Source organism: Curvibacter lanceolatus ATCC 14669, from assembly GCF_000381265.1.
GTDB lineage: Bacteria > Pseudomonadota > Gammaproteobacteria > Burkholderiales > Burkholderiaceae_C > Curvibacter > Curvibacter lanceolatus.
On record NZ_KB906264.1, the window covers coordinates 116086 to 142258 of the forward strand.

General features: G+C 63.9%; 19 protein-coding genes and 1 pseudogene. 3 read left to right on the forward strand and 17 right to left on the reverse strand.

The genetic code is table 11. The features are described from left to right. Positions 1 to 129: 129 nt before the first annotated feature. From F624_RS0120110 to F624_RS0120185, 16 genes and pseudogenes are all read right to left on the reverse strand, one after another. Entirely contained in the window at positions 130 to 1596 is a 1467-nt protein-coding gene (locus tag F624_RS0120110; protein WP_031255656.1) for a glutamate synthase subunit beta, read from the reverse strand. A gap of 35 nt (positions 1597 to 1631) precedes the next feature. Beyond that, positions 1632 to 6407, reverse strand: coding sequence for a glutamate synthase-related protein (locus F624_RS0120115; RefSeq protein WP_031255657.1), 4776 nt, complete (start codon positions 6405 to 6407; stop codon positions 1632 to 1634). 200 nt (positions 6408 to 6607) lie between these two features. Further along, complete coding sequence (locus F624_RS0120120; protein WP_019576149.1) at positions 6608 to 7309, reverse strand: transposase; 702 nt, start codon at positions 7307 to 7309, stop codon at positions 6608 to 6610. 18 nt (positions 7310 to 7327) lie between these two features. Next, positions 7328 to 8227 carry a class I SAM-dependent methyltransferase gene (locus tag F624_RS0120125; RefSeq protein WP_019576150.1) on the reverse strand — a complete coding sequence of 300 codons (900 nt, stop codon included), beginning with the start codon at positions 8225 to 8227 and terminating at the stop codon, positions 7328 to 7330. Continuing rightward, positions 8224 to 8796 (reverse strand): DUF1415 domain-containing protein, encoded by a 573-nt coding sequence (locus F624_RS0120130; protein ID WP_019576151.1) that lies wholly within the window; start codon positions 8794 to 8796, stop codon positions 8224 to 8226. Before F624_RS0120130 ends, F624_RS0120125 begins: the two co-directional genes overlap by 4 nt. After that, entirely contained in the window at positions 8793 to 9440 is a 648-nt protein-coding gene (locus F624_RS0120135; RefSeq protein WP_019576152.1) for a hypothetical protein, read from the reverse strand. The genes F624_RS0120130 and F624_RS0120135 overlap by 4 nt, the downstream gene beginning before the upstream one ends. Before the next feature lie 70 nt (positions 9441 to 9510). Beyond that, positions 9511 to 10707 carry an MFS transporter gene (locus tag F624_RS0120140; RefSeq protein ID WP_031255659.1) on the reverse strand — a complete coding sequence of 399 codons (1197 nt, stop codon included), beginning with the start codon at positions 10705 to 10707 and terminating at the stop codon, positions 9511 to 9513. Continuing rightward, the gene (locus F624_RS0120145; RefSeq protein WP_019576154.1) at positions 10704 to 11903 is read right to left on the reverse strand and encodes a deoxyguanosinetriphosphate triphosphohydrolase; all 1200 of its coding nucleotides are present in this window, start codon (positions 11901 to 11903) and stop codon (positions 10704 to 10706) included. The genes F624_RS0120140 and F624_RS0120145 overlap by 4 nt, the downstream gene beginning before the upstream one ends. 3 nt (positions 11904 to 11906) lie before the next feature. After that, positions 11907 to 13025, reverse strand: a complete 1119-nt coding sequence (gene aroB / locus F624_RS0120150; RefSeq protein ID WP_031255664.1) for a 3-dehydroquinate synthase — start codon at positions 13023 to 13025, stop codon at positions 11907 to 11909. Positions 13026 to 13146: 121 nt separating this feature from the next. Next, a complete protein-coding gene (locus F624_RS0120155; RefSeq protein ID WP_043426333.1) occupies positions 13147 to 13686 on the reverse strand; it encodes a shikimate kinase in 540 nt (179 codons plus the stop codon). A 114-nt stretch (positions 13687 to 13800) separates the two neighbouring features. Next, positions 13801 to 15822, reverse strand: a complete 2022-nt coding sequence (locus F624_RS0120160; RefSeq protein ID WP_019576157.1) for an Ig-like domain-containing protein — start codon at positions 15820 to 15822, stop codon at positions 13801 to 13803. 15 nt (positions 15823 to 15837) lie between these two features. Next, a pseudogene (locus F624_RS32690) lies at positions 15838 to 17995 on the reverse strand (type IV pilus secretin PilQ). Beyond that, the gene (locus F624_RS0120170; RefSeq protein WP_031255666.1) at positions 17992 to 18540 is read right to left on the reverse strand and encodes a pilus assembly protein PilP; all 549 of its coding nucleotides are present in this window, start codon (positions 18538 to 18540) and stop codon (positions 17992 to 17994) included. Before F624_RS0120170 ends, F624_RS32690 begins: the two are co-directional and overlap by 4 nt. Next, the gene (locus F624_RS0120175; protein ID WP_019576159.1) at positions 18537 to 19199 is read right to left on the reverse strand and encodes a type IV pilus inner membrane component PilO; all 663 of its coding nucleotides are present in this window, start codon (positions 19197 to 19199) and stop codon (positions 18537 to 18539) included. The genes F624_RS0120170 and F624_RS0120175 overlap by 4 nt, the downstream gene beginning before the upstream one ends. A gap of 8 nt (positions 19200 to 19207) precedes the next feature. Continuing rightward, entirely contained in the window at positions 19208 to 19807 is a 600-nt protein-coding gene (locus F624_RS0120180; RefSeq protein WP_019576160.1) for a PilN domain-containing protein, read from the reverse strand. Continuing rightward, positions 19804 to 20883 (reverse strand): pilus assembly protein PilM, encoded by a 1080-nt coding sequence (locus F624_RS0120185; RefSeq protein WP_031255668.1) that lies wholly within the window; start codon positions 20881 to 20883, stop codon positions 19804 to 19806. Before F624_RS0120185 ends, F624_RS0120180 begins: the two co-directional genes overlap by 4 nt. 241 nt (positions 20884 to 21124) lie before the next feature. Between F624_RS0120185 and F624_RS0120190 the strand changes: the two genes are divergently transcribed. Then, positions 21125 to 23533, forward strand: a complete 2409-nt coding sequence (locus F624_RS0120190; RefSeq protein WP_084679571.1) for a penicillin-binding protein 1A — start codon at positions 21125 to 21127, stop codon at positions 23531 to 23533. A gap of 659 nt (positions 23534 to 24192) precedes the next feature. On the opposite strand, the gene cyaY is transcribed toward F624_RS0120190, so the two are convergent. Then, complete coding sequence (gene cyaY / locus F624_RS0120195; RefSeq protein ID WP_019576163.1) at positions 24193 to 24525, reverse strand: iron donor protein CyaY; 333 nt, start codon at positions 24523 to 24525, stop codon at positions 24193 to 24195. Between the two features lie 12 nt (positions 24526 to 24537). On the opposite strand from cyaY, the gene lptM reads away from it, so the two are divergent. Together lptM and lysA are read left to right on the forward strand one after the other, a co-directional pair. Then, positions 24538 to 24792 (forward strand): LPS translocon maturation chaperone LptM, encoded by a 255-nt coding sequence (gene lptM / locus F624_RS0120200; RefSeq protein WP_031255673.1) that lies wholly within the window; start codon positions 24538 to 24540, stop codon positions 24790 to 24792. Then, on the forward strand, positions 24789 to 26075 hold the full coding sequence (gene lysA / locus F624_RS0120205; protein ID WP_019576165.1) for a diaminopimelate decarboxylase: 1287 nt from the start codon (positions 24789 to 24791) through the stop codon (positions 26073 to 26075). The genes lptM and lysA overlap by 4 nt, the downstream gene beginning before the upstream one ends. The last annotated feature ends 98 nt before the right edge of the window (positions 26076 to 26173 follow it).

Here is a 26173-nt window from a genome sequence, read left to right on the forward strand (position 1 = left end):
GTTCTGAATCATAAAGGATCCGGGTGAACACTTGGTCAAGCCCGGATTGACCCTCAGATACAACAACGCTCCCACCAGGGGAGCGTTGTTGTGCTACCCCGGTGCGACGGGGCCGGGCGAGGCCGGGGTTCAGCGTGGCAGGTCGCTGAAGCCCATCAGGAACTCGTCCACGGCGCGGGCGGCCTGACGGCCTTCGCGGATGGCCCAGACCACCAGCGACTGGCCGCGGCGGATGTCACCCGCCGCGAAGACCTTGGTCACGTTGGTGGCGTAGCCACCGGTGAACTCGGTGCTGGCCTTGGCGTTGCCACGGGCGTCCTTGTCGACACCGAAGCCGTCCAGGATGGTGGCCACCGGGTTCACAAAACCCATGGCGAGCAGCACCAGATCGGCCTTGTACTCTTTCTCGGTACCCGGGATCTCGACCAGCTTGCCGTCCTTGAACTCGACATGCACGGTCTTCAGGCCGGTGACCTTGCCCTTTTCGCCCACAAACTCCTTGGTGGAGATGGCGAACTCGCGGGTGCAGCCTTCGTCGTGACTGGAGCTGGTGCGCAGCTTCAGCGGCCAGTAAGGCCAGGTCAGCGGACGGTTTTCCACTTCGGGCGGCTGGGGCATGACCTCGAACTGGGTCACGCTGGCCGCGCCATGGCGGTTGCTGGTGCCCACGCAGTCGCTGCCGGTGTCGCCGCCACCGATCACGATGACGTGCTTGCCATCGGCGCGCAGCTGGCCCTTGAGCTTGTCGCCGGCATTGACCTTGTTCTGCTGGGGCAGGAATTCCATCGCGAAATGGATGCCGTCCAGATCACGGCCCGGCACCGGCAGATCGCGCGACTGCTCAGAGCCGCCCGTCAGCAGCACGGCATCGAAGTCTTTCTTGAGCTGCTCGGGGCTGATGGTTTCCTTGGCCCAGTTGGTGACCTTGGAGCCTTCGGGCAACTTGCCCACCAGCACGCTGGTGCGGATGGTCACGCCTTCGGCCTCCAGCTGCTTGGCGCGGCGGTCGATGTGCGACTTTTCCATCTTGAAGTCAGGAATGCCGTAGCGCAGCAGGCCACCGATACGGTCATTCTTCTCGAACAGGGTCACGTCGTGACCGGCGCGGGCCAGTTGCTGGGCCGCGGCCATGCCGGCCGGGCCGGAGCCCACGACCGCCACTTTCTTGCCGGTCTTGTGCTTGGCCGGACGCGGCTGCACCCAACCCTCGGCCCAGGCGCGGTCGATGATCGCGTGCTCGATCGACTTGATGCCCACGGCGTCGTCATTCACGTTCAGCGTGCAGGCCGCCTCGCAGGGTGCGGGGCAGATGCGGCCGGTGAACTCGGGGAAGTTGTTGGTGCTGTGCAGCACTTCGATGGCGTTTTGCCAATCGCCGCGGTACACGAGGTCGTTGAAGTCCGGAATGATGTTGTTGACCGGACAGCCGTTGTTGCAGAAGGGCGTGCCGCAATCCATGCAGCGCGCACCTTGCACCTTGGCTTGCGATTCGTCCAGGCCGACGACGAATTCCTTGTAATGCTTCAGGCGCTCGGCAACGGGCTTGTAGCCCTCTTCGATGCGCTCAAATTCCATGAAGCCAGTGACTTTTCCCATGATGTCTGAGTCCTTGATTCGTGTGGTCGGTCGGATTACTTGGCTGCGGCGGCTTCTTTGGCCGAAGCCTTGGCCTTACCGGTGGCGGCAACCGCCTGTTTCTTGGCGTTGATCTCGCCCAGGGCGCGCTTGTATTCGGTCGGGAACACCTTCACGAACTTGGCGCGTGCTTCAGCCCAGTTGTCCAGCAGTTCGCGGGCGCGCTTGCTGCCGGTCCAACGGTGGTGGTCTTCCAACAGCTTCTTGAGCTGGGCTTCGTCGGTCTGCTCACGGTGCCAGATGGCGCGGTCGATGCTGGCTTCCTGCTCGGCCGCCGGCAACACCTTCTCGAGGGTCACCATGGCGGTGTTGCAACGGCTGGCAAAGCTGGCGTCGTCGTCATAGACGTAGGCAATGCCGCCGCTCATGCCGGCTGCGAAGTTGCGGCCGGTCTTGCCCAGCACCGCGACGGTGCCGCCGGTCATGTATTCGCAACCGTGGTCACCCGTGCCTTCGACCACCGCCGTGGCACCCGACAAACGCACGGCAAAGCGCTCGCCGCCCACGCCGCTGAAGAAGGCCTCACCGCTGGTGGCACCGTACATGACGGTGTTGCCGACGATGATGTTGCGCGACGATTCACCGCGGAAGTCGATGCTGGGGCGAACCACCACGCGGCCGCCCGACAAGCCCTTGCCGGTGTAGTCGTTGGCGTCACCGATCAGGTACATGGTGATGCCGCGGGCCAGGAAGGCACCGAAGGACTGGCCACCCGTGCCCTCCAACTGGATGCGGATGGTGTCGTCCGGCAGACCCTCGGGGTGCACCTTGGTCAGGGCCCCCGACAGCATGGCGCCGACCGAGCGGTTCACGTTGCGGGCCACTTCGATGAACTGGACCTTCTCGCCCTTGTCGATGGCAGCGCGCGACTTGGCGATCAGCACGTTGTCGAGCGCCTTGTCCAGGCCGTGGTCCTGGTTTTCGATGTGGAAGCGGGACACTTCCGGGCCCACCTGGGGCACGGCGAACAGGCGGCTGAAATCCAGGCCCTGGGCCTTCCAGTGCTCCACGCCCTTCTTCATGTCGAGCAGGTCGACGCGGCCGATCATGTCGTCGAACTTGCGGATGCCCAGTTGGGCCATGATCTGGCGCACTTCTTCGGCGATGAAGAAGAAGTAGTTCACCACGTGCTCGGGCTTGCCCGAGAACTTGGCACGCAGCACCGGGTCTTGCGTGGCCACGCCCACCGGGCAGGTGTTCAGGTGGCACTTGCGCATCATGATGCAGCCCTCGACCACCAGCGGTGCGGTGGCGAAACCGAACTCGTCGGCGCCCAGCAGTGCGCCGATGGCGACGTCGCGGCCGGTCTTCATCTGACCGTCGGCCTGCACGCGGATGCGGCTGCGCAGACGGTTCAGCACCAGGGTCTGCTGGGTTTCGGCCAGGCCGATTTCCCACGGGCCGCCGGCGTGCTTGATCGACGACCAGGGCGAGGCACCGGTGCCGCCGTCATGGCCGGCGATCACCACGTGGTCGCTCTTGCACTTGGCCACGCCTGCGGCGATGGTGCCCACACCCACTTCGGACACCAGCTTGACGCTGATGCTGGAGTGCGGCGCCACGTTCTTCAGGTCGTGGATCAGTTGGGCCAGATCTTCGATCGAATAGATGTCGTGATGCGGCGGGGGCGAGATCAGGCCCACACCCGGCACCGAGTAACGCAGCTTGCCGATGTACTCGGACACCTTGCCACCGGGCAGCTGACCGCCTTCACCGGGCTTGGCACCCTGGGCCATCTTGATCTGGATCTGGTCGGCCGACGACAGGTATTCGGCGGTGACACCGAAGCGGCCCGAGGCCACCTGCTTGATCTTGGAACGCAGCGAGTCGCCCGGCTGCAGCGGCAGGTCGACTTCAACCTGCGATTCGCCGATCACGCTCTTGAGCGTGGCGCCTTGGGCAATCGGGATGCCCTTGAGTTCCTGGCGATAACGCGCCGGGTCCTCACCGCCTTCACCGGTGTTGCTCTTGCCGCCGATGCGGTTCATGGCCACGGCCAGGGTGGCGTGGGCTTCGGTGGAGATCGAACCCAGCGACATCGCGCCGGTGGCAAAACGCTTGACGATTTCCTTGGCCGACTCGACTTCTTCCAGCGGAATGGCCTTGCTCGGATCGACCTTGAACTCGAACAGGCCGCGCAGGGTCATGTGGCGACGCGACTGGTCGTTGATGAGCTGGGCGTATTCCTTGTAGGTGTTCCAGTTGTTGGCGCGGGTGCTGTGCTGCAGCTTGGCAATCGCGTCAGGCGTCCACATGTGCTCTTCACCGCGGGCGCGCCAGGCGTACTCGCCGCCGGCGTCCAGCATGGTGGCCAGCACGGGGTCGTCACCGAAGGCGGCCTTGTGCATGCGGATGGCTTCTTCGGCGATTTCGAACACGCCGATGCCCTCGACGCGGGTGGCCGTGCCGGTGAAGTACTTGTTGATGGTCTCGGTGTTCAGACCGATGGCCTCGAACAACTGGGCACCGCAGTAGCTCATGTACGTGCTCACGCCCATCTTGGACATGATCTTGGACAGGCCCTTGCCGATCGCCTTGACGTAGTTGTAGATCGCCTTGTCGGCCGACAGGTCGCCCGGCAGATCCTTGTGGATGGCCTGCAGGGTTTCCATGGCCAGGTAGGGGTGCACGGCTTCGGCGCCGTAGCCCGCCAGCACGGCGAAGTGGTGCACTTCACGGGCAGTGCCGGTTTCCACCACCAGGCCGGCGGTGGTGCGCAGGCCCTCGCGCACCAGGTGCTGGTGGATGGCCGACAGGGCCAGCAGCGCGGGGATGGCCACCTGGTTGGCGCTGATGGCACGGTCGCTGATGATCAGGATGTTGTGGCCGCTCTTGATGGCGTCCACCGCTTCGGCGCACAGCGAGGCCAGCTTGGCTTCCACGCCTTCATGGCCCCACACCACGGGGTAGGTGATGTCGAGGGTGTAGCTGCGGAACTTGCCCTGGGTGGTCTTCTCGATGCTGCGCAGCTTGGCCATGTCGGCAAAGTCGAGCACCGGCTGGCTCACTTCAAGGCGCATCGGCGGGTTGACCTGGTTGATGTCCAGCAGGTTGGGCTTGGGGCCGATGAAGGACACCAGCGACATCACGATGGCTTCGCGGATCGGGTCGATCGGCGGGTTGGTCACCTGAGCGAACAACTGCTTGAAGTAGTTGTACAGCGGCTTGTTCTTGCTCGACAGCACAGCCAGCGGGCTGTCATTGCCCATCGAGCCGATGCCCTCTTCGCCATTGGTGGCCATCGGGCTCATCAGGAACTTGATGTCTTCCTGGGTGGTGCCGAAGGCTTGCTGGCGGTCCAGCAGGTCGGCGCTGAAGGTTTCAACGCCGGCGGCCTGGGGCTCGGTCGATTCGGCAGAGCCCTGGGTGGCGGATTCGCCAGCCACCGGCGCGGCCACATCGTCGAGGCGGATGCGCAGGTTCTCGATCCACTGCTTGTAGGGCTTGCTGTTGGCCAGACCGGCCTTGAGCTCTTCGTCGTCGATCATGCGGCCTTGTTCCAGATCGATCAGGAACATCTTGCCGGGCTGCAGACGCCACTTGCGCACGATCTTGTTCTCGGGCACGGGCAGCACGCCCGACTCGGAACCCATGATCACGAAGTCGTCATCGGTGATGCAGTAGCGCGAGGGGCGCAGGCCGTTGCGGTCCAGGGTGGCGCCGATCTGGCGACCATCGGTGAACACGATCGAGGCCGGACCGTCCCAGGGCTCGAGCATGGCAGCGTGGTACTCATAGAAGGCCTTGCGGCGCTCGTCCATGGTGGTGTGCTGTTCCCAGGGCTCGGGGATCATCATCATCACGGCCTGGCTGATCGGGTAGCCCGACATGGTCAGCAGTTCCAGGCAGTTGTCGAAGGTGGCGGTGTCGGACTGGCTGGCAAAGCTGATGGGGTACAGCTTTTGCAGGTCGGCGCCCAGCACCGGCGAGGACATCACACCTTCGCGGGCCTTCATCCAGTTGTAGTTGCCCTTGACGGTGTTGATTTCACCGTTGTGCGCCACATAGCGGTACGGGTGGGCCAGCGGCCACTCGGGGAAGGTGTTGGTGGAGAAGCGTTGGTGCACCAGGCCCAGAGCCGAGACGCAGCGCTCGTCCTGCAGGTCCATGTAGTAGGTGCCCACCTGGTCGGCCAGCAGCAGGCCCTTGTAGACCACGGTGCGGCTGGACATGCTGGGAACGTAGTATTCCTTGCTGTGCTTGAGACCCAGGGCCTGGATGTTGGCGCTGGCGGTCTTGCGGATCACGTACAGCTTGCGCTCCAGGGCGTCCTGCACGATCACGTCGTTGCCGCGGCCGATGAAGACCTGGCGCAGCACGGGTTCTTTTTCGCGCACGGCGGGCGACATCGGCATGTCGCGGTTCACCGGCACATCGCGCCAGCCCAGCAGCACCTGGCCTTCGGCCTTGATGGCGCGCTCCATCTCCTGCTCGCAGGCCAGGCGGGAAGCGTGTTCCTTGGGCAGGAAGATCATGCCCACGCCGTATTCGCCGGGCGGAGGCAGGGCCACGCCTTGCTTGGCCATTTCTTCGCGGTACAGGGCGTCAGGCAGCTGGATCAGGATGCCGGCGCCGTCGCCCATCAGCTTGTCGGCCCCCACGGCACCCCGGTGGTCGAGGTTCTCGAGGATTTTCAGACCCTGCTGAACGATGGCGTGGCTCTTGACGCCTTTGATATGGGCCACGAAACCGACGCCACAAGCGTCATGCTCGTTGGTCGCCGAATAGAGACCGTGTTGTTGGAGATGCTGAATCTCTGCAGCCTTCGTCATGGCATGTCCTGATCTGTGGGGCCAGTCGCTGGGCCTGCCTGCAAAGGCAGGGCCGGCGCGACCCGGGTTACACGATATTTCGCGGGGAAGCGAAGGATAGTGCAGTGCAATAAAAATGCCAAGAAAATTAAATTGGGGTCAGATACAAATTTAAAAATCAGACAATTTCTAGGTCATTAATTAGGGACAGATGAAATCCATCAGGGTGTTGTCTTGCGCGGTCCTGGCGGGCGCCCGGCCGGCACCCGGGTCAGGCGCCGCTGCGCCTGGGGCTGCAGCTTCTGTACAAAGGCGGCATCACCCAACACCCAACCATGCTGGGTGGCCTGGCCCAAAGCCTGCTGATCGGCCACCGAAACCCCTTCGGCCACCTTGCCGGCATAGGCCGCCTCACGTGCAAATGGTGTGTTGCCCAGTTGCCAGTAGACCGGATGGGCCACCAGGCGGCGATCCGCCTGGCGCCCAATGTGGTGCTGGTGGCTGGACCAATCGTAGGCCTGGGGCTCGGTGACCAGGCCTTCGCGCACCGGCATGGTGTCCATGCTCACCATGCAGGGGATCAGGTAGCGCTCGGGCTGCAGCACGGTGGAACGGTAGCGCCCTTCCCACAGCGTGCCGCTTCGCCCATGGCGCAGGTTGAACTGGCGGGTGTATTTGCGCCCCACCGCCTGCATGAAGCGCGACAGGCTGTCGGCGGCGGCCGGGGTCAGCAGCAACTGCACGCCCTGCGGCAACAACACCCAGGCATGCAGCGCCACCCCGCACTCGGGGGCATAGGTGGCGAGCGCCTCCAGCCATTCACGCCGGTCCACGTCGTCGACAAACACCGCCTGGCCATTGTTGCCGCGCAGCAGCACATGGTGCGGCAGGCCCGGAATGGACAGGCGAGGCAGGCGGGCCATGAGGGGGGCTCGCGCCGCTCAGGCGGGCAAGGGGTAGCGGCTGGCCTGCAAGGCCTCCAGGCCGAACTCGGCCAACAAGGCCTGCAGACGCTCGGCCGCGCTGCGCTTCTTCTGGCCGGTGTAGCGGGCCAGGATCAGCTCGTTCTTCATACTGTGCTCCCAACCCACCAGTTCGGTGACGGTGACCTGGTAGCCACAGGCCTCCAGGTACAGGCAGCGCAGCACATTGGTGATCTGGCTGCCCATTTCACGGGTGTGCAGCGGGTGGCGCCACAGCTCGGCCAGCGGGGTGCGCGACAGCGACAAGGCCTTGCTCTCGCGCAGGCAACTGGCCACCTCGGCCTGGCAGCAGGGCACCAGCACCATGAAGCGGGCTTTCTTCTGCAGGCCAAAGGCGATGGCGTCGTCGGTGGCCGTGTCGCAGGCATGCAAGGCGGTAACCACATCGATCTGCTCGGGCAGGCGCTGGTCGGTGGTGGCCTCGGCCACGGTGGTGTTGACGAAGGCCATGCGCTCAAAACCCAGGCGCTGCGCCAGGTCGTGCGAGCGCTGCACCAGCTCGGCCCGGGTTTCCACGCCATAGATGTGACCGCGCCCCAACGCCTTGAAAAACAGGTCGTAGATGATGAAGCCCAGGTAGGACTTGCCGGCGCCGTGGTCCGCCAGCGTGGGGCCTTGCTCGGAGGCAGGCAGTTCCTGGAGCAGCTTCTCGATGAACTGGAACAGGTGATAGACCTGCTTGAGCTTGCGACGCGAGTCCTGGTTCAGACGCCCCTCGCGGGTGAGGATGTGGAGCTCCTTGAGCAGCTCGATCGACTGCCCGGGCTTGAGCTCGGCCGCCAGTGCGGCATCGGCATCCACCGACTTGCCCCCCTTTTTCGGGCGGGAGGCGTCGGGGCGTGAGGATTTCTGGGTCATGGGGTTTCCGGGCTGGCGCCCACATTCAGGGCGGCCCAGCCGTCGTGGCCGAGTTTTTCCAGGGTTTCGATGTTGCGTTCGTAAATCATTTCCGCCTCGGGGAAGACGGCCACCGCGCGGTCAATGCTGGCTTCACGCAACAGGTGCAAGGTGGGGTACGGCCCGCGGTTGGTGCAGTTGCTGATGTCGTCCGCCTGGGTGCCGGCAAACTGGAACTGCGGGTGAAAACTGGCCACCTGCAGGATGCCATCGAGCTCCAGCGACTCCAGCACTTCGTCGGCCAGGGCACAGAAATCGTTGAAATCGAGAAAGTCGGCCAGCGCGTCGGGCATGACCAGCAAGGTGGTGTCGCGCAGCTCGGGGTCGGCATCGGCCAAGGCCTGCAGCTCGGTGGCCACCGTGGCCAGCAGGGCCTCGGCGTCGGTGCCGAAGTCGACCACGTAGTGGACCTGGTTCTTCACATGCACCGATTTGGCAAAAGGGCACAGGTTCAGGCCGATGACGGCCCGCTCCAGCCAGCGCCGGGTATCGGCCACCGCCTGTTCACGGCGGGTTTCAAGGGAATTCATAAAAAGGCTCCGGCCTGGCCGACGATGAGGCGGGCCAGTTCGTCCAGCAGGACGCTGTTGATGCGTTGCACCGGGTGGCGCACCTGCGCCACCTCGAAGCCACGCAGGTTGGCGGCGCGAAAATGAACCTCGCCCGCCTCATGATCGGCCGTGGCACGCACGCTGCCAAAGGCCTGGGTCTGGTAATCGAAACGCAGTGCCAGCAGGCTGCTCTTCTCGGGGTGGCGCACTTCGTGGCGCTCATGCCGGATCTGGCCCAGCGAGAGCCGGTGGGTCACCCGCTCCAGATCGGGCGGAAAGTTGACGCTGACCGAGGTGGCCAGGGGCTTGCCTTCACGCGGGTTGATGGTCCAGCCCAGGGACAGGTGGTCGTACACCTCGCGGTTCATCCAGAACTTCTTGCGTGCATCAGAGCGGAAATCCACCAGGCACATCTCGGGCCAGGCCTGGCGGTTGTCCAGCGACAGCGTGGGGCCCGGCGGCACGATCACATTGAGCTGCCGCGCCAATTCATTGAAGTAGCGCCAGATGGTCTCGCAGGCCTGCTCGGTTTGCGCGATGCGGCCGGCCAGATCCTGCTGCTGGGTGCTGCGCTGGCTTTGCAGGGCGTTGGCCTGGGATTTGAGTTGGTCGAGAAAACTCACCGTTTCACCGTGATGGGGCAGAGCCGGCCATTTTAGGGTGCTGGCCCGTGCACAGGCGGCAATCCCGACTTCAGCGGCGCGGCCGCAAGCGGCTCAGGCCCTGGGCCAGTGCGATACCGGCCAGCGAGCACAGGCCGGTGATCACCCAGGTCCACTGCCAGCCGCCCACCCGGGCCGCCAGCAGCCCGACCAGCGGGGGCGACAAAAACTGGCCCAGCGAGGAGCACTGCTGCATCCAGCCGACGGTGGTGGAGATCGTGTCGTCGTCGGGGGCATGGCGCACGGCCTGCGCAAACAGAGTGCCCGGGATGATGCCGCCGACCATCGAGAAGCACAGCACAGCCCCCATGCGCGCCGGCAGGCCCAGGGGCCAGACATCCTGGAACGCCAGCCAGGCCCCCAAGGCCATCACCGCGTAACCGGCGCTGAGCAGGCGCGCCGGCGCCACGCCCCGGGCCTGCAGCGGCCCCGACGCCAGGTTGCCCGGCATGTTGACCGCGGCCAGACCGGCCGTGATCCAAGCCACCGCAGCCGGCGACCAACCCGCCTGATGCACGATGGAGGGCAGAAAGCCGATCACGGCCAGCCATTGCCCTGAATACACCGCAAAAGCCCCCGCCACCAGCCAGGGCCCGGCACTGGTCCAGGTGCGGCGCAGGCGCGCGGCCAGTGCGGGCCATTTCAGGCCGGCGCCTGCCAAGGGGTCTCGCGGGACCACGGCGAGCACCCACCCTGCCATGGCGCCGGTACACGCCGCCGCCAGCCACCACCAGGCGGCCCAGCCCAAAGCCGGAATCAGCGCCGGCCCGAGCAGCAAGGCCATGGCTGTGGCCCAGGGCATGTACGTCCCCCAAACCCCCAACATCAAAGGCATGCGTGCCGGCTGCACCAGGCGCCGCACCAGGGCGGCGGCAGGCATGGTGGCCATCAGAAAACCAAAGCCCTCCAGCGCCCGCAAAGCCAGCAAGGCCTCGAAACCCGGGCCCAAAGGCCCCAGGGCGCTGGCCAGCGTGAGCACCAGCAGACCGGTCAGCATGCAGCGGCGCAGGCCCCATCCATCGGCAAACACCCCCATCACGGCGCCCAGCAGCATGCCCGCCCCCTGGACGGTAGACAACAACCAGCCCGCCTGGGCCAGGGACAGGCCCAGCGATTCGCGCAGCGTGGGCAAGGCCGGGGCCAGCTTGGCGACGTGCAGCGCCGCCGCCACGCCGGCCAGAATCACCACCCCAGCAGGCGCGGGCAGCCAAGACCGTGGCGCACTCATGAGAGCAGACGCTGGCCGGTCAGGCGTTCGTGCTCACGCAAGGCGAATCGGTCCGTCATGCCGGCAATGAAGTCGGCCACGGCCCGCGGCACATCGGGGCGCCGCGCAAAGCGTTCGCGCATCTCGGCCGGTCGGGCCAGGTAGATGTCGAAGAGCTCGCGCACCACCTGTCGGGCCCGGCCCGTGGTCTCCATCACACTGGGGTGGCGGTACAGGTTCTTGAACAGAAACTGCTTGAGCTGGGTGGATTCGGCCCGCATGGCCGGTGTGAAGCACAGCAAGGGTGGCAGGTGCCGGACCGCGTCGACGCTGGCCGGTGCGCTGTGGGCCAGGGCCGCACGGGTGGCATCAATCACGTCATACACCTGCTGGCTCAGCATGCGCCGGATGGCCTCGTACAGCAGACGCCGCCCCGCCCCAGGCTCGGCCAGGGTCGGGAACTCATCCAGCGTCTGCTGGCGGAAGCGTTCGAACAGCGGCACCGCCTGCAATTGATCGAGGGTGATCAGGCCCGAGCGCACGCCATCGTCGATGTCGTGGGCGTTGTAGGCGATCTCGTCGGCCAGGTTGCACAACTGGGCTTCCAGGCTGGGCTGGGTGCGCTCCAGAAAGCGGTGCCCCACCCCACCGGGCTCGCGCTGCTCCAGCTTGCGCGCATTGGCGGCCGAGCAGTGCTTGAGAATGCCCTCACGGGTTTCGAAGCTGAGGTTCAGGCCGTTGTAGCGCGGGTAACGCTCTTCCAGTTCATCGACCACGCGCAGGCTCTGCAGGTTGTGCTCAAAGCCGGCCTCAGCGTCTGGCCCCTGTTGAGCGCGCACGCACTCATCGAGCGCATCCTGCCCGGCGTGACCGAAGGGGGTGTGGCCCAGGTCATGGGCCAGGGCGATCGCCTCCACCAGGTCTTCGTTCAGGCCCAGAGAACGCGCCACCGAACGCCCCAGCTGCGCCACCTCCAGTGAGTGCGTCATGCGGGTGCGGAACAGGTCACCTTCGTGATTCAGAAACACCTGGGTCTTGTAGACCAGGCGGCGAAAGGCGGTGGAGTGGACGATGCGGTCCCGGTCGCGCTGGAACTCCGAACGCGTCGGAGCCGGCACCTCGGGATGCAGGCGTCCCCGGCTCTGGCTGGGGTGACAGGCATAAGGTGCCAGGGCCTGCTCCCCAGGCGCTGGCAGGCTCAGGGGCAGCGCCGACATGGCTCAGGCCACCACGCAGCTGGCGTCAATCACCTCGCGCACCAGGGCGTCGGGTGCGCCACGCACCGTGGCCTGGCCCGGGCCGTCGATCAGCACGAACTTGATCTCGCCGGCTTCAGACTTCTTGTCGACCCGCATCAGCGCCAGGTAACGCCCGGCGTTGTCGGCCGCATCCAGCACCGGCGCCACCACGGGCAGGCCGGCAGCGGCAATCAGGGTGGTCAGGCGGGCCACCCAGGCCGCATCCACCAAGCCCAGGCGTTGCGACAGGCGCGCCGCCATGACCATCCCGCAACCCACGGCCTCGCCGTGCAGCCATTCACCATAGCCCAGGCCCGCCTCGATCGCATGGCCAAAAGTATGGCCGAAGTTGAGGATGGCACGCAGGCCCGATTCACGTTCGTCCACGCCCACCACATGGGCCTTGATCTCGCAACTGCGGCGCACGGCATGGGCCAGCAGGTCGAGCTCGCGGCGGCGCAGGCCCGCCATGTGGGCTTCGATCCAGTCCAGGAAGGCGGTGTCAGCAATCGGGCCGTACTTGATGATCTCGGCCAGGCCGGCGCTGAGCTCGCGCTCGGGCAATGTGGCCAGGGTGGCCAGGTCGCAGATCACACGCTGGGGCTGGTAGAACGCGCCGATCATGTTCTTGCCCAGGGGGTGGTTGATGGCGGTCTTGCCGCCCACTGAAGAATCGACCTGCGCCAGCAAGGTGGTCGGCACCTGCACAAAGGGCACACCGCGCATGTAGGCCGCCGCAGCAAAGCCGGTCATGTCACCCACCACGCCGCCACCCAGGGCGTAGACCACCGTCTTGCGGTCGCAGCCATGGCCCAACAAGGCGTCGAAGACCAGGTTCAGGGTTTCCCAGGTCTTGAAGGCCTCACCATCGGGCAGAACCACCTCATGCAGTTGAGCATGGTGCCCAGCCAGGGCCTGCTTCAGTTGGGACAGGTACAGCGGCGCCACCGTGGTGTTGGTGACGATCAGGGCCGAGCTGCTGGCCGGCAGGCCTTCGTAGGCGTCGGCCCGGCCCAGCAGGCCGGAGCCGATCAGGATGTCGTAGCTGCGATCGCCCAACTCAATCGAAATACGGGCGGCAGGTGCGGGCTGAGACGTCATCGGAATCCATCCAGGAAAAGTCGGTGAGAAGGCGATCAAAAAGGCCGAGAAACAGCGGCGGTCGGACCGCAACAAGCACGTTGAGCGCCCGCGCAGGCGGTTGAACCACCGCCGGCCAGCCTCAGAGTTTAGGCGCTGAGGCGGAAACCCCAGGGGACGCGAGGTCGAGTTGCATCGAAATCATGTTGACCAGGGCGGCCACGCTGGGTCGCCCGGTCTCCACCACAAAGCCGGCCGCTTCGCGGTAAAGCGGGTCGCGCTCGGCATAAAGCTCCTTGAGCTTGCGCAGCGGATCGGCCACCTGCAACAAGGGGCGGGTGGTGTCGTGGCGCAGGCGGCGGTAGATGTCTTCGGGGCTGGCGCGCAGGTAAATCACACAAGGCGCGGCACGCAGCAGCTCACGGTTGGCCGGGCGCAGAACGATCCCGCCGCCAGTGGAAACCACGCCGTGCTCATTGGACAGGCATTCAGCCAGGGCCTGCTGCTCGCGCTCACGAAAGGCGGCCTCGCCCTGGGCTTCGAAATACTCGCGGATCGAACACCCTAGCCGCGACTCCAGCAAGTGATCGGTGTCGAAAAAGGACACCCCCAGCCGCCGCGCCAGTTGGCGCCCGACAGTTGATTTGCCGGAGCCCGGCATGCCGATCAGGACACAAAGCATGAGTTTCGAAGTTGGCCCGGGCCCGCACCAGCGCAAGCCGCAAAAATGAAAACGCCTGGCAACCGAGGTTGCCAGGCGGTTGGATGCCCTGAGTTTAGTGGCTCGCGGCAGTCTTCAGAACTTGTAGGTCCCGGTTGTGACCGACCCGGCGGGCGTGGTCACCGTGAAAGACAAAGTGCAAGAAGTGGGGGAATCAGAAAACGACACCGCCACAGTGACCGGATAGATCGAGTCAGGCGTCTTGCCTCTGGACAAGGTGACCTTCGGCGTCGTGGTCACGGTTGAAGGGCAGGACATCGAACCGGTCAGCACGCTGTTGCTTGGCATGGCGTTGCCCAAGTCATCCGCAACCTGAATTGTGATACCTGATGTGGACGAATTGGAAGATGTCAGGGTCGCATAGGAACTGGACCAGTTCATGGTCACCCCAAGACGGACTCTGATGGAACTTGTCCAGGCGTTGTCGCAGGTGTTCGGAATCATGTAGGGAATGACCGTGGAATTGGTCACCGCGCAGGCGACCGTACCAATGGTTCCTCCCGCGATGGGTTGATCTGTCGCAGCGCTGTAGGCCGAGGCCTTGGCATCCTTGGGCAGGTAGGCTTGGCCTTCGTCGTAGAAAGACTCCCCGAGGTCGTATTGGTTGTTGCCGTTCGCATCCACGAAGTCTTCTTCGCCATCGAGGTAGGCCAGCACCGTGAACCAACCGTTGGAAGGCCGCGCCGCCGCGGAGGTCCATACCGCGGTGCACTGCGAGGCACTGTTGACGATCGCCACGGTACAGGCCCCTGAGATTTGACCATGCGAGGCAATCAGATTCACCACCGTGCCAGCGGGAATCGGATTGCCCATGCGATCAGACAAAAGCACCGTGATGGTGGCCTGAACACCCTGGATGATCGACGCTCCCCCCGGAGATGCCTCAACACTCAGAGGCGCCGAAGCAATGGAGGAGCGCAACTGGGTCGGCCGACCATTGGTCACAGCCAGCCCCACGGATGTGGCCGTGAGACTGCTGTTGGAGGCGGCGGTCGCCGTGACCAACACGGGGGTCGGCAAGGTGCCTGAGGCGACGTTGATGGAGACCAGGCCATTCTGATCCGTGACCAAGGTCTGAACGCCGGTGCTGGTCGTCCCATTGACGACAAAGGCAACGCCAGCGCTGATCGATTGAGCGTTCAGGCTCAAATTGACCGACTGCCCGGACACGCCCACACCCTGGCCGTTCGCCAGTTTGAAGACGACGGTCGACAGTTTGGTGCCGGTGCTCGCATTGCTGACCACGATCGAGGTGGGTGTCGCAGAGACGAACGACAGCGAGGCAGCCACGCTGGCGGAAGTGACTTGATAGGACACCGCAGAAGAGGAGTAGGAGGTGCCGTTCACCGACGCAGAGGCCTGGACGCTGCCCGCCCCTGTGAGAGTCAGCGGCACGATCTGTACCGTGGCCACACCATTGGCATCCGTCAATGCGCTGGTCGGCGAAATGGTGGCCAGCGTAGCGTCGGTCGTGAAGTTCACCACCAGATTCGAGATTGGCGCGCTGGTGGCATCCAGCACTGTCACCTTGGCCTTGTAGTTGGAGCCCGTCAAGAAAGTACGAGGCGTGGACAACGCAACACCGGATGAATCCGTCAGCGCCAAAGACAGCGTCGGCGTACCGGTCGCCGCGGACGGGGTGACCTGGTAGGAGGCAGCCGTCCCGGTGATGGCGGTCGCCGTGGTCGAACCTGAAGCCATGTAGGACATCGAAGCCCCCACCGATCCTGCTCCTGCAACGGACAAGGGGGTCATCTTGACGCTGGCCACACCCGTCGAATCCGTCAGCGCCGTGGGAGCTGCCAGGGTCACCAGAGTGCTGTCAGTGGTGAATGTGATCACTTGGTTGGCAATCGGGTTGCCCGACGAATCAAGCGCCTTGGCCTGTGCCAGGTAGAACAGGCCGGCCTTGAGTGTGTGCGGCGTAGCCAGCGCTGCGCCCGACGAATCCGTGAGCGTGACCACCAAGGTGGCCTTGGTGGTTGAACCCGACGAACCGCTGCTGGCCGTGCCGGCACTGCCACCGCCACCGCCACAGGCGGCCAGCAAGGACGCCGTCAGCAGAACAAAAAGAAATTTCAAATACTTCACAAACATACCTCCATCCCCAAATCAACGGTTGGTCGCACGATCGGACACCATCTTCGGGGTGATGAACACCAGCATTTCCTGCTTGTTGACCGACTTGGTTTTGGTCTTGAACAGATTCCCCATCACAGGGATGTCACCCAGGACTGGCACCTTGGCCTCGCTATCCGACTCGGTCAATTCAAAAATGCCGCCGATGACCACCGTGCCGCCATTCTCGACCAGCACCTGGGTCTTGATGTGCTTGGTGTTGATGGCGATGCCTTGGGCGGTTGTTTCACCCTTGCTGTCCTTGTTGATGTCCAGCTCCAGAATGATGTTGCCTTCGGGCGTGATCTGGGGGGTCACTTCCAGCTTCAGGTTGGCCTTGCGGAAGGCCACCGACGTGGCGCCGCTCGAGGTCGCCTGTTGATAGGGGAATTCCGTGCCTTGCTCGATCAGCGCCTTGGTCTGGTCGGCCGTGATGACACGCGGGCTGGACACCACCTTGCCCTTGCCATCGGCCTCCAGGGCCGAGATTTCCAGGTTCAAAAAGCGATTGGCGGCCGAGTTGAAGATCGACAGCGCAAACGAAGAGGCTGTATAGCCACCCTGACCCGTGGCGGGCAGATTCACAAAGCTGGTGTTCGTGGTGGTCATGACGTTGGAGCTCTCCGTGGTGGTGGAGGACACCGCGTCATACGATCCCCCAATGGCCACTCGATTACCGTTGCCAACCGAGTAACCAGCATCGCCGCCACGCACGCCGCGCAAGTCACTGCCGCCCAAGCGGACCCCCAGAGAACGGCCAAAGGTATCCGACGCCTCGACGATGCGGGCTTCAATCAGGACCTGCCGCACCGGAATGTCGAGCTTGGTCAGCAACTCCTGAACCTCATTGAGCTTCTTGGCAGTGTCGGTCACGAACAACTGGTTGGTGCGAGGCTCGGCAATCACACTGCCGCGTTCAGACAGGAAACGGGTCACGCCACCAACGGCGCCCCCCCAAAGCAGCGCCGACAGCGGCGCCACGCAACTGCACCACCATGTCGGTCGCTCGGGCGTAATTGAGCTGGAACGACTGCGTGCGAAGTGGCTCCAGCCGTTCGATGGCCTGCAGCGCCTCCAAGTCTTTCTTGGTGCGGGCATCCAGCTCATCCCGTGGCGCGATCCAGAGCACATTGCCGGCCTTGCGCATGCCAAGCCCCTTGGAGTCCATGATGATCTGCAGCGCCTGGTCCCAAGGCACATCCTTGAGCCGCAGGGTGAGGTTGCCCGACACGGTGTCGGAGGTGACGATGTTGAAATTGGTGAAATCTGCGATCACCTGCAGCAGAGATCGGACATCGATGCTCTGGAAGTTGAGGGACAGCTTCTCGCCCGAGTAGGCAGGCCCCTGCAGCAGCTTGCTGGTGTCCACTTTCTTGAGCCGCACCTCGACCACGAACTGGTCATCGCTCTGGTAGGCCGAATGCTCCCAGTCGCCCTTGGGCTCGATCAGCACACGTACGCGGTCGCCCACTTGGGTGGAGGTGATCAGTTGCACCGGCGTGCCAAAGTCCGACACATCAATGCGCCGACGCAGGCCTTCCGGCAGCGAGGATTTCTGGAACTCGACCACCAGACTCTGACCTTGTACCTTGAGATCCACCCCGGTCTGGTTGTTGGGCAGACTGACCACCACGCGACCCGCACTGTCATTTCCGCGGCGGAAATCGATGTCCTTGAGCGGCAGCACGTCGGCGTTGTGCGACTCCGCAAAGGCCGACGAGACCGTGGTGCCGGACGGCGTGCTGGACGCCGCCGGTTCAAAGGTAACCAGAACCGACTTGCCCACCACCTGGGTGCTGTAGGCCTGATACCGCTTCAGGTTCAGGACCATCCGGGTGCGATCCGAGGCCTGGATCACATTGACGGACTTGATATTGCCCTGGGTGAATTCGACCACGTTCTTCTGCAATGCACTCCCGACCACGGGCAGGTCGAGTGCGACGCGGGCCGGCGACTGGATGCCAAACCCGTTCAGGCGGAAAGTCACAGCTTCGGAAAAATCAAATCGGACCACTTCGGCGCCGGAGTGGGAGGAAACCGATATGGCCTTCAGGGTCTGAGTCTCCTGGGCCCTCAAACCGCCAACCGAAGCCACCAGGCCCAGCGAGAAAATCAGCCGTAGCGCCAACTTTATAAATTGATTCATTTTCATTTTCCCCGCTCCTGCAATTGCAGAGAGGCCGGTCGCTCGATCCAGTCACCCGAGGAGGAGTCTTGGACCACCTCACGCAGTTGGACTTCGGTCTCGGTGATTTTCATGATTCGGCCAAAATTCTGCCCCAGATAATTGCCGACCTTGACTTGGTACAAGAGGTTGTCGATGCGCAGCAGTGCCACAGGCACGCCCCCTTTTTGCATGCTGCCCACCATGGCCATCGAATCCAGCGGCATCATCTCGAGCGCCTCTTTGCGCCGAGCCATTTCAGGCGCAATGATGGCCATATTGCCCGGCGACGCTGAATCACGTTTCAGCGCCTGAGTGAGTTTCTGGGCATTGAACGGGTCCATAGCATCCGCTCCCAGGTATTCCTGGGGAATGAACTTCTTCGGCTCGGAGATCGGCGCCACCTTGGGTCGGCTCTGGGCTCTTTGCTCAGCCATCCAGGTGCTGATTTCAGACTCATCCGAACCGCACGCGGCCAAGACCGTTGTCGCCACGACCAGCATGGGCCATAAAGATTGCAGGGACCGGTTCATTTGCCCCCCTTGGCCTGCCGCTGGCTGGCCACTTCATCCGGATCCAGATAACGGAAGGTTCGGGCCGTGGCATCCATCACCAATGTCCCATCCTTACCCGGACCCAAGGTCAGGTTGTTCAGGGTCACGATGCGTGACAGATGAGCCACATCGGAGGCAAAAAAGCCGATGTCATGGTATTTGCCCGTGACGCGGATCGAGATCGGCAACTCAGCGTAATACTCTTTGACCGCCATCTGCCCGGGGCGGAACAACTCGAACTGCAGACTGCGCCCCAGACCGGCCTGATTGATGTCAGATAACAAGGCCGACATTTCCGCCTTGCCCGGCAATTGCTTTTCCAATTGATTCACATACTGCAGAACCTGCTCGCGCTGCTTTTTCAACGCATCCAGATTCACCGCTTTGGTCAACTTGGCACTGAAATCAGTCTTGAGTTTTTCTTCAGTCAGCACTTCTTGTTCCAGCTCTGCCTGGAAATCGGTGAGCCAAGCGAACCACGCCACGATGACCACCGCAGCGGCGGCACACACAAAAGTCAGATAACGCGGAAACGCCGGCCACGCCGAAGGATCTTTGGGGTCGAGGTCGGAAAACTGGGACCTCGCCTGCTCCAACAGAGCAGGAAAATCGATTGAAAGCTTGGTGTTGATCGCCATCGTGAGACTCACTTCTTCGCCGCCGCTTCGGCGGCCTTCTCAACATCCGAGGCTCGCAGCAACTGGAATCTCATACCGAAATTAGCCACCCGGCGTTGATCCCGGGGGCTCAGATTCACGGTGCCGGCTTGAATTTCAAGCAATTCAGGCCGGGCAAACCAAGGAGAACCCGAGGAAAAATTCTTCAGCACCTCAGAAACGCGCTGATTGGACTGGGCCACTCCCTGAATCAGGATGGTCTGGCCCTCCTGCCGCATGCTCGTCACATAAACCCCATCGGGCAATTGTTTGACCAACTCATTCATGAGGTAGGTCTGGGCATTGCGATCGGACTGCAGGTCTTCCACCGCCTTCTGGCGAGCCTTCAGCGCGGCAATCTCGGCCTCGATGTTCGAGATCTCCTTGATCTGCACTTCAAGCGACTTGATCTCGGCCTTCAGCGTCTCGTTGCGCTCACGCTGGTCCGTCAGGCTGGACTGGTACACCAGGTACACCACCGCCACCAACAGGGCCCCGAGCATCATCGACCCCACCACAGCCACTTTGAAGGCTTCCTTGCGCTTGAGGCGGGCCTCTTCGCGATGAGGCAGCAGGTTGATCAGGATCATGTCAGGAACCTCCGCATGGCCAGTCCACATGCGGTGAGGTAGGCGGGCGCCTCACGGGCCATTTTCTTCAGGCGCACGGAGTCTTGAATCTGCATGCCCTCGAAAGGGTTCACCACACTGCAGGCAAACGAGGTCTGTTGCGTCACCGCTTCAGCCAGGCCCGGCAGGGCCGCAGAGCCCCCCGCCAGCAGAATGTGATCCACGCGATTGAACGGCGTGCTGGTGAAGAAGAACTGGAGCGCCCGGCCGATTTCCTGCGCCACGCTTTCCACAAAGGGCCGCAGCACCGACGAGGCGTAATCGTCAGGCAACTCGCCAGAGCGTTTTTTGGACTCCGCCTCTTCCGGCGAGAAGCCATATTGGCGCACGATCAACTGGGTCAGTTGTGCGCCGCCAAAGGCCTGATCACGCTCATACAAAACCTCACCGTCCTTGAGCACCTGCAGGCTGGTGGTCATCGAGCCCACCTCGAACAAGGCCACCATCAGACCGGTGCCCTGCCCTGGCAGCTGCTCGATCAGGCGGCCAGCCGCCAGGCGGGAGGCAAAAGATTCGACATCGAGCACCACCGGCTTGAGGCCGGCGGCCTCGGCCAGGCCCTGGCGATCCTGCACCTTTTCCTTGCGCGAAGCAGCAATCAGGACGTCCACATCGCCCTGCGAACTCAGGCTGGGGCCGATGACACAGAAGTCCAGGCTGACTTCATCCAGCGAAAAAGGAATGTATTGATTGGCTTCGGATTCGACCTGAACTTCCAGTTCCTGGTCCGAGAGACCCCCTGGAAGAACGATGCGCTTGGTGATGACGGCCGACGCGGGCAGCGCCATGGCCACGTTTTTGGTACGGCTGCCACAACGCTTGATCAGGCGTTTCACGGCATCAGCCACCTCATCGAACTTCTCGATGTTGCCGTCGATGATCCAGCCCTTCTCCAGCGGCTCCATCATGCAGCGCTCGAGAACATACCCTCCGGACTTTTCGCGACCCAGCTCAACCAGCTTGACGCTGGACGAACTGATATCAATGCCGAGCAGGGGCGCCACCTGCCGGCCAAACAATGATCCTAAAGAGATCAAGATGGTCCCCCGTAACACGCCCGGACGGACGCTTCTACTTCACACTTTGCTTGAATGCTATCAGCAAGGGTGTTGTCAGACCAAGGAATTCCACCCGGCAGCGTTCACCTCTCGTTGTCAAAAGCAGACGATTTGTGACTATTTTGCAATAAGTTACGGAACCCGCTGATGTGGCAGGTCAGGGCAAGCCACCCTGCGCGTGCTCAATTTCTATAATTCGCAATTCACTTCGCAATCGACCATGGCACGCTCCACCCCCAAGAACCCTCAGGAGTCCCCTCGCACCGGCTCGCCAGCGAGAACTCACTGGGCGGTACGGGTGCTGCTGTGGCTGGCCGGGTTGGCGCTGGCAGGCTTGCTGAGCGTGCTGATGCTGGTGGCCGTGGCCCTGGCGGTGGCCTACCCCAACCTGCCCGACATCACCGACCTGTCTGACTACCAGCCCAAGCTCCCCTTGCGCGTCTATTCGGCAGACGGCGCGCTGCTGGGTGAATTCGGTGAGGAGCGTCGCAACCTGACGCCCATCAAGGACATCCCGAAGATCATGAAGGACGCCGTGCTGGCGGTCGAAGATGCACGCTTCTATCAGCACGGCGGGGTGGACTACATCGGCATGTTCCGCGCCGGCCTGGCCAACCTGGGCCGGGTCAAGAGCCAGGGGGCCTCGACCATCACGATGCAGGTGGCGCGCAACGTCTACCTCTCCTCCGAGAAGACCTTCACCCGCAAGATCTACGAAATCCTGCTCACCTTCAAGCTTGAGCACATGCTGAGCAAGGATCAGATCCTCGAGATCTACATGAACCAGATTTTTCTGGGCAACCGCGCCTACGGCTTCTCGGCCGCGGCCGACACCTATTTTGGCAAGCCTCTGAAAGACATCACGGTGGCCGAGGCCGCCATGCTGGCCGGCCTGCCCAAGGCCCCGTCGGCCTACAACCCGATCAGCAACCCCAAACGGGCTCGCATCCGGCAGCAATACATCATCGACCGGATGGAAGAGAACGGCTTCATCACCAAAGCGCAGGCCGATGATGCCCGCAACGAGGCCTTGCGCATCAAGTTCGGCCCCGACAGCTCGCGCATCCACGCCGAGTACGTGGCCGAAACCGTGCGCCAATTGGTGCTCACGCAATACGGAGCCGAGGCCTACACGCGGGGCCTGAACGTCTACACCTCGATCAATGCAGCCGACCAGGACACGGCCTACCGCGCGCTGCGCAAGGGCATCATGGACTACGAGCGGCGTCAGGTGTACCGGGGCCCCGAGCGCTTCATCAACCTACCCGGCAACCCCAAAGAGCTGGACGAGGCCATCGACGACGCCTTCTCCGACCACCCTGACAACGGCGATGTGATGGCCGCCGTGGTGTTGGATGCCAACCCCAAGAAAATCACCGCGGTACGCCCCAACGGCGACAGCGTCGAAATCACCGGTGATGGCTTGAAACCCGCGCAATCGGGCCTGTCTGACAAAGCCCCTCCCAACATCCGGCTGCGCCGAGGCGCTGTGATCCGTGTGGTGAAGACGCCCAAGGACACCTGGGAGATCACCCAGTTGCCCGAGGTGGAAGGCGCTTTTGTGGCTGTGGACCCGCGCAGCGGGGCCATCAAGGCCCTGGTCGGCGGCTTCGATTTCGACAAGAACAAGTTCAACCATGTGACCCAGGCCTGGCGCCAGCCAGGCTCGAGCTTCAAGCCCTTCATCTATTCGGCCGCGCTCGAAAAGGGTTTTGGACCGGCCACCGTGGTGAACGACGCGCCGCTGTTCTTTGATGCCGGCACCACCGGCGGGCAGCCTTGGGAACCGAAGAACTACGACGGCACCTTCGAAGGCCCGATGACCCTGCGCCGGGGTCTGGCCAAGTCCAAGAACATGATTTCGATCCGGGTGTTGCAATCGATTGGCGCGCGCTACGCCCAGGACTGGATCACCCACTTCGGCTTTGAAGCCGAAAAGCACCCGCCCTACCTGACCATGGCGCTGGGTGCGGGCTCCGTCACGCCGATGCAGATGGTGATGGCGTACTCGGTGTTCGCCAACGGGGGCTACCGGGTCAACCCCTGGGTGATCGATCACATCACCGACCAGAAGGGCAAGCTGCTGGTGCAGAGCAAGACGCCCGCGCTGGACGAAAACCCGCGCGCCATCTCCCCGCGCAATGCCTTCATGATGGACAGCCTGCTGCAGGAAGTAGCCCGCTCGGGCACGGCGGCCAAGGCCCAGGCCACCCTGAAGCGCCCCGACATCTACGGCAAGACCGGCACCACCAACGACTCCATGGACGCCTGGTTTGCGGGCTTTCAACCCACGCTGGCGGCGGTGACCTGGATTGGCTACGACACCCCGCGCAAGCTGGGGGATCGAGAAACCGGGGGCGGCCTGAGCCTGCCGGTGTGGATCACCTTCATGGAACGCGCGCTCAAGGGCGTGCCGGTCAGCGAGCCCAGCGCCCCCGAAGGCGTGGTCAACGTGGGGGGTGAATGGTATTTTGAAGAGTTCGCCCGCGGCAACAGCGTGAGCAGCCTGGGCCTGGACGACAAGGGCGGCAGCGCCGGGGTGGCCCCGCCTGCGGCAGCCACCGGGGGCGCCCACCCGCCTGCACCGGCAGACGAGCGCTCACGCATCCTCGACCTTTTCAGGAACTAGGGCCCCCACGCTCCCTCACTTCGTGTGGTCGCTGCCCCCCAAGGGGGCCCAGCCCGCCTTCGGGCGGCCGGGCGCCGGGCTGATCTCGGGCCCCCACGGTCGCGCACTTCGTGTCACTCCCTGCCCCCCGGGGGGGCCCAGCCCGCCTTCGGGCGGCCGGGCGGCGGGCTGATCTCGGGCCCCCACGGTCGCGCACTTCGTGTCACTCCCTGCCCCCCGGGGGGGCCCAGCCCGCCTTCGGGCGGCCGGGCGGCGGGCTGATCTCGGGCCCCCACGGTCGCGCACTTCGTGTCACTCCCTGCCCCCCAGGGGGGCCCAGCCCGCCTTCGGGCGGCCGGGCGGCGGGCTGATCTCGGGCCCCCACGGTCGCGCACTTCGTGTCACTCCCTGCCCCCCAGGGGGGGCCAGCCCGCCTTCGGGCGGCCGGGCGCCGGGCTGACCGCTTCGTTGCAGGTCTGTGGCATCAAGAAGGGGGCCTGATGGCCCCCTCACTTCGTGTCTTTGACTGGTGCGGCCGCGGACGCAGACGCTCTTTGCCCTGTCCAGCTCTGCGCAGGCAGGCCTGGAGCCGCAGGGCTCAGCCCCCCCAAGGGGCCCAGCCCGCCTTGGAGCGACCCGGCGGTGGGCTGATCTGAGGCCGGAACCCTGCAGCGCAGGCCTCAGGGCGCTGGGAATGCCAAGTTCTGGCCGGTCTGGGCCGTGGCGTCGAGGCTCAGTTGCTCAAAGAATGAGCCCGTGCCCTTGGTGTCACGCCACCCCCCCTCCACCCAACGGTAGTGGTAGCCGCCGCTGCGCGTGGCCAGCCAGACCTCATGCAAGGGCTTTTGCAGGTTGATCACGATCTGGCTGCGGTTGGGAAAGGCCATCGTGATCATGCCGCCGCTGCGCTGGGCGTCGATATCGGCATCGGTGCTGTCGTTGAGGGCATCGCAACGGAGTTCCACCGCCTTGAGCAGGGTTTCGGCACGGTCCATGAATTCAAGGTCGGTCATTACAATTCGCTGATGTTGAGTCGAATCCAAATTCTAGTCAGGCTGATTGCCCTTGTCGCTGCGGGTGCCTTGTCGAGCGCTTTGTGCGGCTGCGGCCAGCGCGGCCCGCTGTACCTGCCGCAAGACCCGGCCGCAGCCCAACGGGCCACCCTGCCCCAGGTGCTGACCCCCGACTCGCTGCGCGCCACGACGGATCGCAAACAGCCCGCGGATGCCACGCCAACCGCCCCGGCCACCCCCCTCACGCCCACCACAACCACACCATGACCCAAGCCCAGTTGCCCGGCCAGCCCCATATTTCGTACCGTGATCAGGTCCTGACCGTCGAAGGCCTGGCCAGCCCCGAGCTCGCCCAGCGCTTCGGCACCCCCCTGTTTGTCTACTCCAAGGCCTCCATGCTGGCGGCACTGGCCGCCTACCAGCGTGGCTTTGCCGGTCGCAAGGCGCAGATCTGCTACGCCATGAAGGCCAACTCGTCGCTGGCCATCCTGCAACTCTTTGCCCAGGCCGGCTGCGGCTTCGACATCGTCTCGGGCGGCGAGCTGGCCCGGGTGCAGGCTGCGGGCGCCGATGTGTCCAAAGTGATCTTCTCGGGCGTCGGCAAGACCCGCGCCGAAATGCGCCTGGCCCTGCAGGCCGGCATCGGCTGCTTCAACGTCGAAAGCGAAGCCGAACTCGAAGTGCTGAACGCGGTGGCCCTTGAACTGGGCACCACCGCGCCGGTGAGCATCCGCGTCAACCCCAATGTCGACGCCAAGACCCACCCCTACATCTCTACGGGTCTCAAGGGCAACAAGTTCGGCGTGGCACACGACCGGGCTCTCGCCACCTACCAGCGCGCCGCCAGCCTGCCCGGCCTGAAGGTGGTGGGCATCGACTGCCACATCGGCTCGCAGATCACCCAGGTCGACCCCTACCTCGATGCCATGGACCGTGTGCTTGATCTGGTCGAAGCGATCGAGCGGGCCGGCATTCCCATCCACCACATCGACTTCGGTGGCGGCCTGGGCATCAACTACAACGGCGACACGCCGCCCGAGGCCGATGCCTTGTGGGCCCAGTTGCTGGCCAAGCTCGATGCGCGCGGCTTTGGCCAGCGCCAGCTGATGATCGAGCCCGGCCGCTCCCTGGTGGGCAATGCCGGCCTGTGCCTGACCGAAGTGCTCTACCTGAAGCCCGGCGAGCAGAAGAACTTCTGCATCGTCGATGCGGCCATGAACGACCTGCCCCGCCCGGCCATGTACGAGGCCTACCACGCCATCGTGCCCGTCCAGGCTGACGACACCGCCACCGCCACCTCCTACGACGTGGTGGGCCCGGTGTGCGAGAGCGGCGATTGGTTGGGCCGTGACCGCACCTTGGCCGTGGCCCAGGGCGATCTGCTGGCGGTGCTGTCCACCGGGGCCTATTGCATGAGCATGTCCAGCAACTACAACACCCGTGGGCGCCTGGCCGAGGTGCTGGTGGACGGCGACCAAGCCCATCTGATCCGCCGCCGCGAGACCGCTGCCGACACCTTTGCGCTGGAAAGCCTGCTGCCTAACGGCTGATCAATACGGATCAAAGGCATTGATGTGCATCAAGTCACAGAAATGCCACTTCCGTACAGTGCAGGTTCCGGCTGTGTCGATGGCCGCAGGGAATATGC

Coding starts and splice junctions, on each gene's coding strand:
- cyaY (WP_019576163.1), bottom strand. CDS start 24,525: ATGACCGACCTTGAATTCATGGACCGTGCCGAAACCCTGCTCAAGGCG.
- F624_RS0120175 (WP_019576159.1), bottom strand. CDS start 19,199: ATGGCGATCAACACCAAGCTTTCAATCGATTTTCCTGCTCTGTTGGAG.
- F624_RS0120110 (WP_031255656.1), bottom strand. CDS start 1,596: ATGGGAAAAGTCACTGGCTTCATGGAATTTGAGCGCATCGAAGAGGGC.
- F624_RS0120140 (WP_031255659.1), bottom strand. CDS start 10,707: ATGAGTGCGCCACGGTCTTGGCTGCCCGCGCCTGCTGGGGTGGTGATT.
- lptM (WP_031255673.1), top strand. CDS start 24,538: ATGTTGAGTCGAATCCAAATTCTAGTCAGGCTGATTGCCCTTGTCGCT.
- aroB (WP_031255664.1), bottom strand. CDS start 13,025: ATGACGTCTCAGCCCGCACCTGCCGCCCGTATTTCGATTGAGTTGGGC.
- F624_RS0120115 (WP_031255657.1), bottom strand. CDS start 6,407: ATGACGAAGGCTGCAGAGATTCAGCATCTCCAACAACACGGTCTCTAT.
- F624_RS0120130 (WP_019576151.1), bottom strand. CDS start 8,796: ATGAATTCCCTTGAAACCCGCCGTGAACAGGCGGTGGCCGATACCCGG.
- F624_RS0120190 (WP_084679571.1), top strand. CDS start 21,125: ATGGCACGCTCCACCCCCAAGAACCCTCAGGAGTCCCCTCGCACCGGC.
- F624_RS0120120 (WP_019576149.1), bottom strand. CDS start 7,309: ATGGCCCGCCTGCCTCGCCTGTCCATTCCGGGCCTGCCGCACCATGTG.
- F624_RS0120180 (WP_019576160.1), bottom strand. CDS start 19,807: ATGATCCTGATCAACCTGCTGCCTCATCGCGAAGAGGCCCGCCTCAAG.
- F624_RS0120170 (WP_031255666.1), bottom strand. CDS start 18,540: ATGAACCGGTCCCTGCAATCTTTATGGCCCATGCTGGTCGTGGCGACA.
- F624_RS0120145 (WP_019576154.1), bottom strand. CDS start 11,903: ATGTCGGCGCTGCCCCTGAGCCTGCCAGCGCCTGGGGAGCAGGCCCTG.
- F624_RS0120155 (WP_043426333.1), bottom strand. CDS start 13,686: ATGCTTTGTGTCCTGATCGGCATGCCGGGCTCCGGCAAATCAACTGTC.
- F624_RS0120160 (WP_019576157.1), bottom strand. CDS start 15,822: ATGTTTGTGAAGTATTTGAAATTTCTTTTTGTTCTGCTGACGGCGTCC.
- F624_RS0120125 (WP_019576150.1), bottom strand. CDS start 8,227: ATGACCCAGAAATCCTCACGCCCCGACGCCTCCCGCCCGAAAAAGGGG.
- lysA (WP_019576165.1), top strand. CDS start 24,789: ATGACCCAAGCCCAGTTGCCCGGCCAGCCCCATATTTCGTACCGTGAT.